This window comes from Bradyrhizobium sp. 154 (genome assembly GCF_023073875.1).
GTDB lineage: Bacteria > Pseudomonadota > Alphaproteobacteria > Rhizobiales > Xanthobacteraceae > Bradyrhizobium.
This window is the reverse complement of record NZ_JADPKG010000001.1, coordinates 16,252-29,361: the sequence shown is the minus strand read 5'-3', so window position 1 is coordinate 29,361 and position 13,110 is coordinate 16,252. Positions and strand designations below refer to the sequence as shown.

Annotated in this window: 12 protein-coding genes; 2 read left to right on the top strand and 10 right to left on the bottom strand. The window is 65.6% G+C overall.

The annotated features are described in order from the left end of the window. Positions 1-396: 396 nt before the first annotated feature. Entirely contained in the window at positions 397-972 is a 576-nt protein-coding gene (locus IVA92_RS00135) for a TIGR03809 family protein (protein WP_247276690.1), read from the top strand. Here the strand turns inward: IVA92_RS00135 and IVA92_RS00130 are convergent. From IVA92_RS00130 to IVA92_RS00105, 6 genes are all read right to left on the bottom strand, one after another. Further along, the gene (locus IVA92_RS00130) at positions 969-2,339 is read right to left on the bottom strand and encodes a TIGR03808 family TAT-translocated repetitive protein (RefSeq protein WP_247276662.1); all 1,371 of its coding nucleotides are present in this window, start codon (positions 2,337-2,339) and stop codon (positions 969-971) included. The two genes, IVA92_RS00135 and IVA92_RS00130, sit on opposite strands and share 4 nt — an antisense overlap. Before the next feature lie 120 nt (positions 2,340-2,459). Next, positions 2,460-3,116, bottom strand: a complete 657-nt coding sequence (locus IVA92_RS00125; protein ID WP_247276661.1) for a pyroglutamyl-peptidase I — start codon at positions 3,114-3,116, stop codon at positions 2,460-2,462. Continuing rightward, positions 3,113-4,102 carry a methylmalonyl Co-A mutase-associated GTPase MeaB gene (gene meaB / locus IVA92_RS00120; RefSeq protein ID WP_247276660.1) on the bottom strand — a complete coding sequence of 330 codons (990 nt, stop codon included), beginning with the start codon at positions 4,100-4,102 and terminating at the stop codon, positions 3,113-3,115. Before meaB ends, IVA92_RS00125 begins: the two co-directional genes overlap by 4 nt. Positions 4,103-4,153: 51 nt before the next feature. Then, entirely contained in the window at positions 4,154-5,665 is a 1,512-nt protein-coding gene (locus IVA92_RS00115; protein WP_247276659.1) for a tripartite tricarboxylate transporter permease, read from the bottom strand. 4 nt (positions 5,666-5,669) lie between these two features. After that, positions 5,670-6,161 (bottom strand): tripartite tricarboxylate transporter TctB family protein, encoded by a 492-nt coding sequence (locus IVA92_RS00110; protein ID WP_247276658.1) that lies wholly within the window; start codon positions 6,159-6,161, stop codon positions 5,670-5,672. 259 nt (positions 6,162-6,420) lie between these two features. Continuing rightward, positions 6,421-7,413: a tripartite tricarboxylate transporter substrate binding protein gene (locus IVA92_RS00105; RefSeq protein ID WP_247276657.1), complete on the bottom strand. Its 993-nt coding sequence runs from the start codon at positions 7,411-7,413 to the stop codon at positions 6,421-6,423. 203 nt (positions 7,414-7,616) lie between these two features. Between IVA92_RS00105 and IVA92_RS35710 the strand changes: the two genes are divergently transcribed. Continuing rightward, a complete protein-coding gene (locus tag IVA92_RS35710; protein WP_256464535.1) occupies positions 7,617-7,739 on the top strand; it encodes a hypothetical protein in 123 nt (40 codons plus the stop codon). 118 nt (positions 7,740-7,857) lie between these two features. Here IVA92_RS35710 and scpA read toward each other — a convergent pair whose 3' ends face one another. The 4 genes from scpA to folK all read right to left on the bottom strand — a co-directional run bounded on the left by scpA (position 7,858) and on the right by folK (position 13,110). Beyond that, positions 7,858-10,014 (bottom strand): methylmalonyl-CoA mutase, encoded by a 2,157-nt coding sequence (gene scpA, locus IVA92_RS00100; RefSeq protein WP_247276656.1) that lies wholly within the window; start codon positions 10,012-10,014, stop codon positions 7,858-7,860. A gap of 191 nt (positions 10,015-10,205) precedes the next feature. Further along, positions 10,206-10,670 (bottom strand): GFA family protein, encoded by a 465-nt coding sequence (locus IVA92_RS00095; protein WP_247276655.1) that lies wholly within the window; start codon positions 10,668-10,670, stop codon positions 10,206-10,208. Beyond that, positions 10,667-12,538 (bottom strand): methylmalonyl-CoA mutase family protein, encoded by a 1,872-nt coding sequence (locus IVA92_RS00090; protein ID WP_247276654.1) that lies wholly within the window; start codon positions 12,536-12,538, stop codon positions 10,667-10,669. The genes IVA92_RS00095 and IVA92_RS00090 overlap by 4 nt, the downstream gene beginning before the upstream one ends. Positions 12,539-12,618: 80 nt before the next feature. Next, positions 12,619-13,110: a 2-amino-4-hydroxy-6-hydroxymethyldihydropteridine diphosphokinase gene (gene folK / locus IVA92_RS00085; protein WP_247276653.1), complete on the bottom strand. Its 492-nt coding sequence runs from the start codon at positions 13,108-13,110 to the stop codon at positions 12,619-12,621.

Below are 13,110 nucleotides of genomic sequence, written 5' to 3'. Positions count from 1 at the left end.
TCATATCAGGCGCGAGCGCCCATCCACCCCAAGCGCCCATATGGCTCGACCCGTCCGGTTGTCCCCCCGGACGGGTCTTTTCTTTGTGGGCATCCATTTTAAAGCCTCGCGATCGTTCAGCTTCCGGTTGAAGGACCGCACCCGCGTCCGCCGCGTCGCTCGCGCGGCACGCCGCAAGCCGGTCATGCTTGTGCGAAGCTTGACTCGAAAACATAGCAAATCTCCGCACGATTACGGTGCTCGATGGCGGACGCGGTGTCGTTGCTGGACAAGTCAAAACTTTTCCACAAAATAATCATGTCGCGTCTAAATTGATTCGTGTGCGTTGCGTCCCCGCGTCCGTGTTTTCTCCTGACGGGCTGGTTCATGACACATCGCCAAGAAGTCGTTCGCGACGTGGCCGTTAGCCGCGACATTGCGGCACGCTGGTGCGCTCTCGCGGAGCAGCGGCTGCAACATCTCTCCGAAATGTTCGAGACCGGACGCTGGCGCCGCTACCACTCCGAGATCGCATTTCTCGAAAATATCCAGGAGGCCAAGCGTGCGGTCCAGACCTGGCGCGCCCTTGCAACGGGCGCGGACGTCGCTGCGGCAGCCGCCAGCGTGACGCCCGCCTTCGGCTGGTCGCCGGCAACGATGCCGCGCGTATTTCCGCGCGACCAACAGGCGCAGACCGTGCAGCCGAAGGCCGTCCACATCGCGCCCGAGACCGCGGTGCCGGTCAGGCTCGATCCCACGCCGGACGTTCTCGCCGACGTTACCGAAGCCCCGATCGCACCGCTCTCCGCGCCACCCGCGATGGCATCGCGCACGGCACCTGCCGTTATGGCGCCGGCCACGGCGGCAACGCTACTGCCGCAATTCTCCCCACCTCCCGCCGAAATCGTCGCCGCCCCCGAGCGCGTCGTCGAATTCACCTTCAGCCTCGATGGCCTGGAGGCCAAATACCCGCTGCTGCGCAACGCGTTCTAACGCCGCACCGCATTCCCGCCGACCACCACCTGCGCGAACCGCTGCGCACCGTCGGCTGACAGGTCGGACGTCACGGCGCGCGCGTGGTCCAGCCCGACCACGGCGCCGCGCGGGGTCTCCGAGATCATGTTGTTGTTGACGAGCGCGGTGCCGGCACCGGGCATCACGGAGACGCCGATGCCTGCCAGCGCCTTGCGGATCACGTTGCCGGTGATGGCGACGTCGCGCAGATACTTGCCCCAGCCCGCGACGATGCCGTAGGACGGCGCGTTCTCGATCACGTTGCCGGTCACCGAGGAATCCGCCTCGATATAAATGCCGACGCCGGCATCGTCGTCCGGCGCGGTGCCGATCGGCCGTTTCGGGATCAGGTTGCGGATGATGTTGCCCTGGACCACGGCGATGCGGCCACCCTCGTTGAAATTGCAGACGGAGACACCGACGGCGGCGCCATCGACAATGTTGTTGGCAATCACCGCGGCCTCGAACGCGAACTCCGAATAGAGCGCGACCTCGCGCACGTCGCTGACGCTGTTGCCGGTGATATGGATGTTCGAGGCGGAGTTGCCACGCACGGCGGAGTAATCGCAATTCCTGATGCGGTTGCCGCGCACGATCACGTTGCCGGCGCGAAAGGCATTGATGGCGTTGCCGTACTGGCCGGAGCCGCCGGGGCCGGCCTTGATGTCCTCGATGCGGTTGTCAGCGACCAGCGTGCCGTCGTCGCCGATCGCGGTGCGCAGGATCTCGATGCCGTTATCGTTGGTGCCGGTGATGGTGTTGCGGGAGACGCTGAGGCCCCGGGCATCGAACGAGACGACCGCCGTCACTGCGACATTGGAGAAGATGTTACCGGAGATGTCGCCTGAGACCTGCTCGAGCCAAATGCCGCTGCCGCCGGAGCCGATCATCATGCAATCGGTGATGCGGACGTCGCGGCCGCCGAGGACGTGGATCAGGCCGCGCCGCGTCGGCAGCGGAATGTTGCCACCATCGAACGTGATGCCGGTGAGGCCGATGGAGTCAGCGCCGTCGCTCTGGATCGCCGACGCGCCCCCAGTGAAGACGAATTTCGTCGCACCGCGCACGCCGATCAGCTGCGCGCCGCTCGGTAGCCGTAATAGTCCAGTGCGGTAGATGCCGGGCGGCAAGGCGAGCGGCATCTGCGTCCGCGCGCTCTCATCGATCGCACGTTGGAGCGCGCGGGTCTGGTCCTCGCTGGCGCCGGGCCGCACACCGTATTGCGTGGCGTCGCGGCCGAGCAGGGACGTCAGCGGCGCCGCGCGCGCAGCATCGGCCGGCACGGCGAGCGCGCCGGCGATGCCCGCGGTCGAGGCTCCGATGAGGTGACGGCGATTGAGGTCCATGACGCGTCCTCCGGCGGACGCGGGACGTGTCCGCGGGGACTAGGTAGCTCAGGACGGCCGGTGGCGTGAGGATTGTTCGCGGTAGGGTTAAATGTTTACGTAAGCAAGGTGCGGTAGGGGTTACGGCCCCAGCGTGTTCCGTTCCTTCCGCGCCAATCGCACCATCTCCATCAGCATCGCTTCGCCCGCATCCACCAGTTCCTCCAGCGTGATCCGGGGTGCGCCCTTGCGGCGCACCGCGCCGCTGCGCGCGAGCAGCGGGATGTGGATGAACGCCGCAAGCCTGGGCCCGCCCGCTCTCACATTCTCGATCGCGCGCCAGCTCAGATAGTTGCAGAGGTAGGCGCCGGCATCGCGCGAGGCGCGCGCATCGATGCCGGTGAGGCGTGCGGCGCGCAGCAGCCTTGCGGTGTGCGGACCGAACGTCATCGCGTCCGCATCGCCGGCGATGCCGCGCTTGCTCGAGCGGGTGTTGGCGGCATCCGGCCAGAGCATGGTGACCGCATTGCGGGCGCGGGTCTCGATGCGCAAGTAAGGCGTGCGTGCGGCGAGGCCGAACATCAGAAGTGCATCCGGCTTCACCTTCGCGAGCACGTCAGGCAATTGCCGGTCGACCGCAGCATAGGTGACCGGGAAGATGTGGCTTGCGATCGCAACATTATCGAGCGCCGGGCGGCGCAGCTGCGCCAGCCGCGCTATCAGCGGCTGGGTCGGGTTAAACGGCGCGCCGGGAAACGGCCCGAAGCCGGTGAGGAGAATGCGGAGCCTTTCGCTCATTGCAGCAACTCCAGCATCTGCTCCGCGGCGAGGGCCGGCGTGAGATGGCCGTCGGCGACCTCGGCCTCGATCTTCCGGACCTTGGTCCGCACCGACGCCTCGCTGCGCAGCCGCGCCAGCATGCGCTGCTCCAGCATCGACCACATCCATTTCACCTGCTGATCGCGCCGCCGCGCGGCAAACTCGCCGGATGCGCTCATCGCCTTGCGGTGATCAAGGATCCTCTGCCAAATTCTCGCGATTCCGTCGCCGGTGAGCGCCGAATAGGTCTCGACCGGTGGGTGCCAATGCTCGGACCGCGGCGCGAGGATGTGCAGCGCGCCGCGGTAGTCAGCGGCCGTGATCTTGGCGCGCTTGAGGTTGTCGCCGTCGGCCTTGTTGATGGCGATCATGTCGGCGAGCTCGACCAGGCCCTTCTTGATCCCTTGCAGTTCGTCGCCGCCGCCCGGCAGCATAAGTGCGAGGAAGAAATCGGTCATGTCGCAGACCGCCGTCTCGGATTGGCCGATGCCGACGGTCTCGACCAGCACGACGCCGAAGCCTGCGGCTTCGCAAATCAGCATTGCCTCGCGTGTCTTGGCCGCGACGCCCCCGAGCGTGCCCGAAGACGGCGAGGGGCGGATGAAGGCATCGGTGGAGGCCGACAGCCGCGCCATCCGGGTCTTGTCGCCGAGGATCGAGCCGCCGCTGCGCGCTGAGGACGGATCGACCGCGAGCACTGCGACCTTGTGGCCTTGTTCGATCAGATACGTGCCGAGCGCGTCGATCGTGGTGGACTTGCCGACGCCCGGAGAGCCGGTGATGCCGACGCGCACCGCCTTGCCGGTGTCGGGCAGCAGCATCTGCACCAGTTCGCGCGCCAGCGCCTGATGGTCGGAGCGCCGGCTCTCCACCAGCGTGATAGCCCGCGCCAGCGCCGCGCGGCTGCCGGCGCGCACGTCGCGGGCGAGGGATTGGGTGTCCGGCGAGGCCTTCTTCTCAGTCATGCCCTGCTTTACAACGGCCCGGCTGGGCAGGCGAGGGCGCTCGCCTGCAAATCACCGGGATGTTGCCGCCGCCGCCTGGGGCGGTTTCATCTTGCGCCACACCCACACCATTACCGGCCACAGCAGGGCGCCGATTGCCATCGCGGCGAGGATCGCCGCGACTGGGCGCTCGAAGAACGGCAGGATGCTTCCGTCCGACTTGATCAACGAGGTGACGAAAGCCTGCTCGACCATGGTGCCCATGACGATGCCGAGCACCATGGCTGCCACGGGATAGCCGTTCGCTTCCATGATATAGCCGATCACGCCGAAGGCGGCGACGGTGACGACGCCAAACATGTTGTTGCCGATCGCGAACGAGCCGACCGCGCAGCACAGCATGATGATCGGCATCACGGTGGAGCGTGGCGCCAGCAGGATGTAGGCCGCGACCCGGATCATGGCGATGCCGAGCGGGATCATCATGATGTTCGCGATGATGAACATCAGATAGATCGCGTACATGCTCGACGCCTTCTCGGTGAACAGCGTCGGGCCGGGATTGAGTCCCTTCATGTAGAGCACGCCGATCGCGATCGCGGCGATGGTGTCGCCGGGGATGCCGAACAGCAGCGATGGCACCCAGCCGGAGGCGATGCTGGCGTTGTTGCTGGCTCCGGCCTCGACCAGGCCTTCGACGTGACCGGTGCCGAACTTTTCAGGCTCCTTCGAGAAGCGCTTCGACATCGCGTAGGAGACCCAGGCGGCCATGTCGGCGCCGGCGCCGGGCAGCACGCCGATGATGATGCCGACGATATTCCCGCGCGTCATCTGCCAATGATACTTCTTGGTCAGCTTCCACTGGCCGGCCATGATGCTTCCGAATTTTCGTCGCGGCAGCGGTGGCGGCTCGGGCGTCAGCATCGCGCGCATCACCTGCGCCACCGCGAACACGCCGACCAGCGCCGGGATCGGTTCGATGCCGCCGAACAGATCGGTGAGGCCGAAGGTGAAGCGCGGGACGCCGCCGGGATTCTCGATGCCGATGCAGGAGACCAGCAGGCCGATGAACATGCCGGCGATCGCCTTCACGGGCGAGGAGCGCGCGACCAAAGTGGCACACATCAGGCCGAGCAGCGCCAGCCAGAAATATTCGAACGTCGAGAACGACAGCGCGATCTCGGCGAGCGGCGGCGCCAGGATCATCAGCGACAGCACGCCGGCGATGCCGCCGACCGCGGAGAACCAGACGCCGGCCCCGAGCGCGAGCTCGGCCTGGCCCTTGCGGGTCATGGCATAGGCTTCGTCGGCATAGGCGGCGGAAGCCGGCGTGCCGGGAATGCGCAGCAGCGCGCCGGGAATGTCGCCGGAGAAGATCGCCATCGAGGACGCCGCGACGATGGTCGCAATCGCCGCGATCGGCGACAGGTAAAAGGTGACGGGGACGAGCAGGGCGGTCGCCATCGTCGCCGACAGGCCCGGCAGCGAGCCGATCACGAGCCCGTACACGGAGGCCGCGAACATCGCGATGATGACCTCCCAGGTCGAGATCAGTGCGAACGCATCAATCAGGGTTTTCAGCATGGGATTACCAGGGCGTCGGCAGCAGGCCGGCAGGCAGCGGCACGCGCAACAGCTTGCCGAAAATGAGGTGAATGGCGAATGGCGAGAGCGCCGCGAGCGGCAGCGCCAGCTTCCACTTCGCCCCCAACGCGGTCGAGGTCACGTAGACCATGATCGCGGCAGCGAGGATGAAGCCGAGCCGGTCGGCGGCAAAGACGTAGAACAGCAGCAGCGCCGGCGGCAGCAAGGCGCGAAGGCCGTAGAGCTTGCCCTGCGGCGGCGGGCTGGCGGCCTGACCGTTCTCGAGCGGGACCAGCTCTTCCTCCTCCTCGAAGGAATGGCCGATGCCGAACACGATCGCGAGCCCGCACAGGGCGAGCCCGGTGCCGATCACCAGCGGAAACACGTTGGGGCCGACCGGCTGGCCCGGCACCGGCGGCAAGATCCAACCGCCATAGGCGGCGGCCGCGCCGAGTGCGACGAGAAACGATCCCGTGACGGAGTCGGGAAGACGCATGGGAGAGTCCTATGAGAAGTGCACTCCCTCTCCCCGCGTGGGTTGGGCTAGCGCATATGATGAAGCTGCTCGGCCTGCATGGTTCGAGACGCCCGCTTTCGCGGGCTCTTCACCATGAGGGTTTGATATCTCGCCGCAAAACGCGACCTCATCCTGAGGGCCCGCCGTAGGCAGGCGTCTCGAAGGATGGGCTGCAAGCGAGCTACTCGCCACGTTCTTCATATGCGACAGCCCTGCCGCTCGCGCGGAGAGGTGAAAATCACGCCTTGCTCAGGCCCGCCGCCTTCATCGCCTCGCCCATCTGGGCGTCGCCCTTGTCCATGAAGGCGGCGAAATGGGCGGCATCGCCCCACACGGTGCCGAAGCCGCGATTGCTCATGAAGTCCTTGAACTCGGCTGAGTCGTAGACCTTCTTCAGCGCTGCGGTCAGCTTCGTTGCGATCTCCGGCGGCAGGTTCTTCGGGGCGCCGATGCCGCGCCAGGCACCGGTCGCGTAGTCGATGCCCATCGCCTCCTTCAATGTCGGCACGTCCTTGAAGATCGGGTTGCGCGCCGGCGCCATGATGGCAAGGCTCCTGGCCTTGCCAGCCTCGATGATGGCGCGCGCTTCCGGCACCGAGCAGGTGGTCAGGTCGAGGCCACCGGCGGCGAGATCCTGCATCGCGGGCGCTGCGCCATTTGACGGCACCCAGGCGACCTGGTTGGCAGGCAGGCCCATCGCCTGCATCCAGCCGACCAGCGCCAGATGCCAGATGCCGCCCTGGCCGGTGCCCGAAGCCTTGAACTTGCCCGGAGGCGCCGCCTTGATCGCGTCGGCGAGCTCCTTGACCGTCTTGTAGGGCGAGGAGGAGGAGACCTGGATGCCGGGCGGATCCTCGTTCATCAGCGCCAGCGGCGTGTAGCTCTTTGGCGTCAGCTCGGTGAGGCCTTGCCAGTGCATCATCGAGATTTCGACCGTGAGCATGCCGATCGTGTAGCCGTCGGGCTGCGCGCTCGCGATCGCGCTATGGCCGACGACGCCGGAGCCGCCGGTGCGGTTGACCACGTTGAAGGGTTGGCCGAGATCCTTCTCCAGCAGCGCCGCGACGATGCGCGCGGTCGCATCGGTGCCGCCGCCCGCGCCCCAAGGCACGATCACGGTGACCGGACGCGCCGGATAGGCTTGTGCGAGTGCCGGCTTGAACCCGAAAGCGGCGGATGCCGCGACCGCGGCAGACGAGGCCGCAAAGGCGCGGCGGGTGATCTTGGACATTGAATGCCTCCCAGCGGCGCCCGCGACGTCGAGCGCTCTTGTCAACGGCGGCATTCTAGTCGGCTTTGCGGCGGCGCCGCAAGGTAGCGCTACCAGCGAGATCGCCGTTTGTGTGAAACCATCGGACGGGCAGTCGGAAATCGGGTGGGTTTTGCCGGCGCAAGTCGCCAACCTCAGCGCGCAACAAGTGCCAAAGGCAAGCCATGACCCAAGCCTATTACAGCACGGTGCTGGATCACCCGCTGGACGAAGTCTGGTCGCTAATTCGCGACTTCAACAACTATCCCGTTTATATCGACGATAATCGTCGCGGACGTGCGAGCTGAAGATGGAGAGCTTCGATACGCCCTTGCCTTTGATGGCATCCGCGTTCTTGCGTATTGCAGCAATGATTTCGTCAGGTGTCATGGACACAACCTGGCCGGGCGCACGACCAGTCCATCACTACTCCGCCGCCTCGCTATGCCCAAGCCGGACGTTCAGCTTGCGGATCAGTTCCTCCGCCGCATCGGCGATCACGGTGCCCGGCGGGAAGATGGCTTCGGCGCCGGCCGCGTACAGCGCGTCGTAATCCTGCGGCGGCACTACGCCGCCGACGATGATCATGATGTCGTCGCGGCCCTGCTTCTTCAGCGCGGCCTTCAGTTCCGGCACCGCCGTGAGGTGGGCGGCGGCGAGCGAGGAGACGCCGAGGATGTGCACGTCGTTCTCGACCGCCTGCCGCGCAGCTTCGTCGGCGGTCGCGAACAGCGGCCCGATGTCGACGTCGAAGCCGATGTCGGCGAAGGCTGACGCGATCACCTTCTGGCCGCGGTCATGGCCGTCCTGGCCGATCTTGGCCACCAGGATGCGCGGGCGGCGGCCTTCCGCCTCCTCGAAGGCGTCGATCAGCGCCTGAACCTTCTCGACCTGGTTTCCCATGCTGGAGGCCTCCCGCTTGTAGACGCCGGTGATGGACTTGATCTCGGCGCGATGCCGGCCGAACACCTTCTCCATCGCCTCCGAAATCTCGCCGACGGTCGCCTTGGCGCGCGCCGCGTCGATGGCGAGCGCGAGCAGATTGCCGTTGCCTTCTCTGGCCGAGCGCGTCAGCGCGGCGAGGGCGGCATCGACGTCCTTCTGATTGCGCTCGGATTTCAGCCGCGTCAGCTTGTCGATCTGCAAGCGGCGGACATTGCTGTTGTCGACTTTGAGGATCTCGATCGGCGCCTCATCGGTCGGCTTGTACTTGTTAACGCCGATCACGGCCTGCTTGCCGGCATCGATGCGGGCCTGTGTCTTGGCCGAGGCTTCCTCGATGCGCAGTTTCGGCACGCCCGCCTCGATCGCCTTGGCCATGCCGCCGAGCTCCTCGACCTCCTGGATGTGGCTCCAGGCCTTGGCGGCGAGGTCGCGCGTGAGCCGCTCGACATAATACGAGCCGCCCCAGGGATCGATGATGCGCGTGGTGCCGCTCTCCTGTTGGAGGAAGAGCTGGGTGTTGCGAGCGATGCGCGCCGAGAAATCGGTCGGCAGCGCCAGCGCTTCGTCGAGCGCGTTGGTGTGCAGCGACTGGGTATGGCCTTGGGTGGCCGCCATCGCCTCCACCGTGGTACGCATGACGTTGTTGAAGACGTCCTGAGCGGTCAGCGACCAGCCTGAGGTCTGGCTATGCGTGCGCAGCGACAGCGAGCGCGGGTCTTTCGGATTGAATGGCTTCAGCAGCTTCGCCCAGAGCAGGCGCGCGGCGCGCAGCTTGGCGACCTCCATGAAGAAGTTCATGCCGATCGCCCAGAAGAACGACAGGCGCGGCGCGAAGCGGTCGACGTCGAGGCCTGCAGCGAGTCCGGCACGCAGATATTCGACGCCATCGGCGAGCGTGTAGGCGAGCTCGAGGTCCTGCGTCGCACCGGCCTCCTGCATGTGATAGCCGGAGATCGAGATCGAGTTGTATTTCGGCATCCTCGTGGAGGTGTAGGCGAAGATGTCCGAAATGATCCGCATCGATGGCGCGGGCGGATAGATATAGGTGTTACGCACCATGAATTCTTTCAGAATGTCGTTCTGAATGGTGCCCGAGAGTTTTTCCGGCGGCACGCCCTGTTCCTCGGCGGCCGCGACATAGAGCGCCAGGATCGGCAGTACCGCGCCGTTCATGGTCATGGACACGCTCATCTGATCGAGCGGAATCCCTGCGAACAGCGTGCGCATGTCGTAGATGGAATCGATCGCGACGCCGGCCATGCCGACGTCGCCGCCGACGCGCGGATGATCGCTGTCATAGCCGCGATGCGTGGCGAGATCGAAGGCGACCGAGAGGCCCTTCTGTCCAGCGGCGAGATTACGGCGATAGAACGCGTTGGAATCCTCTGCCGTGGAGAAGCCGGCATATTGCCTGATGGTCCAGGGCTGGTTGACATACATGGTCGGGTAGGGACCGCGCAGAAAGGGCGCGATGCCGGGATAGGTCTCGAGGAAATCGAGGCCGGCAAGATCGGCCTCGCCATAAGCGGGTTTTACGAGAATGCCCTCGGGCGTCAGCCACGGCTCGGCGCTGCCTAATGGCGCTGTGGTTGCGGTCCGCTCGAAGGCGACATCGGCGAAATTGGGAATGCGGCTCATCTCTTGGAATCCTCAAAGCTGCGATGATGCTCGATCAGCCTTTGCACATTCTTCTTGTAGACCGGATCATCCAGCCGGCTCTCAGTCATCGCTCAAGTCCCGCTCCGCGGCAAGCGCGCGAAAAGCTCGACAAACTTCCATTCTGCGAGACCTAGCAAGCTTTGTCCGAGCAGCTGAAACACCGGACGGCCTCAATCATGATCCGGATGCTGATAGCTGACGATGGTCGCCATCTTCTCCGGTCCGTAATTCTGCTGGGTGGTCTGGCTCGGCAAATTGGAGATGCCGACTACCCAGCCGAGGCGAGATTCGGTGCCGAACTGCCGCGTTGGGACAACGTGGTCGGGGCGGTCGAACGTGCCTGTCATGATCTCGATCCGGTCGCCGTCGATGCGGCCAAAGCTCAGCGGCGTGCCGCAGGCGGCGCAAAAGCCGCGCTCGGCGATGGAGGAGGAGCGGAAGAACGACGGCCGTCCCTTGGTCCAGGCAAAGTCCGTCTTGTTGATGTCGGCGAAGGAGGCGAACGGGGCGCCAGCCGCCTTCTGGCACATCCGGCAGTGGCAGATCGAGACCTTGGTCGGTGCCGTCGTGACTCGAAAGCGCACGGCCCCGCATTGGCAGCCGCCGGTGAGAACGGTTTTGCTGGTTTCGGTCATGGCTGCTCCATCCGCCGGTAGGCGTCTTGCAGCGTCGCAAGCGCATCGCCTCCGGCGAAGACGAAACCGGTGACGCCGGCCGCACGCAGCGCCGCCTCGGCATCGGTCGGGCGGCCTGCCAGATAGATATGTCGGGCGCCGGCCGTTTGCAGGGCCCGGGCGGCGGGTTCCGCGTGACCGGCATAGACCTTGTCGCTGGAACAGAGGCAGGCAAGCTCCGCGCCGGAGGCCTTGAACGCGGTAGCAAGCTTGGACGGATCGGCAAAACCCTCGCTGTCGAGGGCCTGGATGCCGCCAGCCTCGAAGAAGCTCTTGGCAAACGTCGCCCGCGCGGTGAAATCGGCGGGCGTGCCGAGATTGGCCAGGAACACCTTTGGCCGGGCGCCACGTGCTTTCAACGCGGCATCCGACTTGTCACGCAACGCCTCGAACGGTTCCGCCAGCCGGATCGGCGACAGTGCATCGAATTTGTATTTTTGCTCACCGTAAGGCGGAAGCGCGATTGGCGTCACCTTCAGCACGGCCGTCTCGCTCTCATGCAGGTTCGGAAACTCGCTGGCGCCGGTCAGCACGTCTCGGCGTTTTGCGATGTTGGCCTCGCGCGCCTTTCGCGTAGCCGCTACTTTACTTTGAAAAATACCCTGCTGAAGCGCGGCAAAGGCGCCGCCGGCTCTCTCGCTCTCCTGGAACAGCGCCCAAGCGGCCTCGCAGAGCTGCGCGGTCAGCGTCTCGATGCCGCCGGCGCCCGCCGCGGGATCGCTGACCTTGGCGAGATTGCTTTCTTCCAGCAGCAGGGCTTGCGTGTTGCGCGCCACGCGTCGTGCGAACGGATCGGGCAGTCCGAGCGCCAGCGTATGCGGCAACACGGTGATCGCGTTGGCGCCGGCAAGCCCGGCCGCAAAGGTCGCGATGGTCGCGCGCAGCATGTTCACGTAAGGGTCGCGCTGCGTCAGCATGCGCCAGGCCGTGTCGGCAGCGATGAACAGCGGTTTCGGCGTCAGGCCACAGGCCTGCTCGATGCGCGCCCACAGCAGCCGCAGCGCGCGGAATTTGGCCATGGTCAGGAACTGGTCGGCATCGGCGGAAAGCCGCGCATAGACCATGTCCTGCGCCTGCTGCAGCGCAATGCCGGCATTTTCGATCGCGCGCAGATAGGCAACGCCGCAGGCGAGCACGAAGGCAAGCTCCTGCACTTCCGAACCGCCGGCATCGTGGATCACGCGTCCGTCGGCGGAGGCGAATGGCCCCTTGAAGCCGAGCCCAGCGAGACCCTTGATGGCGCCGGTGATGGCTGGAACGATCTCCTCCCAAGTATAGGGGCTGTGGCCCCACACCGCGCCGGCCGCGAGCGGATCAAGCCCGAAGCGGATGTTGCAGGCGGCGGGATCGAAGCCTGCGCTCTTCACATATTCCGCGACATGGATCGCGGCCATCCGCGATTGCGGACCGATCTGAAGCTCGAGGCCGATGCCGGCATCGAGATGGATGTCCTTCAAGACTCTTGCGACCGCATCGGCTGACGGTTCCAGGCCGAAGCCGTGGGCGCCGCTGCCGCCGGCGAACACCAGCGCGAGCCCCGTCGCGCCGTTCTCGAGATCGGTCAGCGCCTGCGCATTCGCGGCAGCCGCATCGGGATGGTCGATCCGCTGCATGATCTGCCAGGGCGCAGCTGGCGGCCGGCCCACCACGGGCGCAAGGCCCTTGGCGCGTGGGTAGAGCGGCTCGATCTTCAGGCCATCATAGGTCTTGCCGACCAGCTTCTCGAACGGCGCGCCCTTCAGCACGCCGTCAACCAGCTTGCGCCAGTCTTCGATCGTCGCCTTGGGGAAATCCGCCGCCAGCGGCAGGTCGTCAGTCACGGAGGTCATGCGGCGAGGGGCTCCCGAAATCTTGTTATTCGCAGGCGAAATTGCCACGGCGGACCGCCCCTGCAAACGGTTGTTTTTGGTTAACCGGTATCCGGAAGCCGCTCAATGCCTTGCGTCGAGACGCTGGCGAGCCCGTCACGCACACGAACGCCTGATATGAGGCGGTCGGGCGCGATTTCGGCCAGCGGCACCAGCACGAAGGCGCGCTCGAACAGGCGCGGATGCGGCAGGGTCAGATCGGGCTTCTGCAAGCTGACATTGTCATAGGCAATCATATCGAGATCGAGCGTGCGCGGGCCCCAGCGCCGCTCCTTGTCCCGCGTGCGGCCGAATTTCTGCTCGATCTTCTGGAGCACGAACAGCAGTGCATGCGGATCAAGGCTGGTCTCGATCTCGATGCACGCGTTGATGAAGGGCTCCTGGTCCTCATCGCCCCAGGGCGGCGTTGCATAGTCGGACGAGCGCGCGATCAGCGCGGCTTGCGCCATGCCGCAGATATGCGCGATCGCCTTGCGGAATGTCGCGCGGACATCGCCGACATTTCCGCCGAATGCGATCAAGACGCTCGCCAT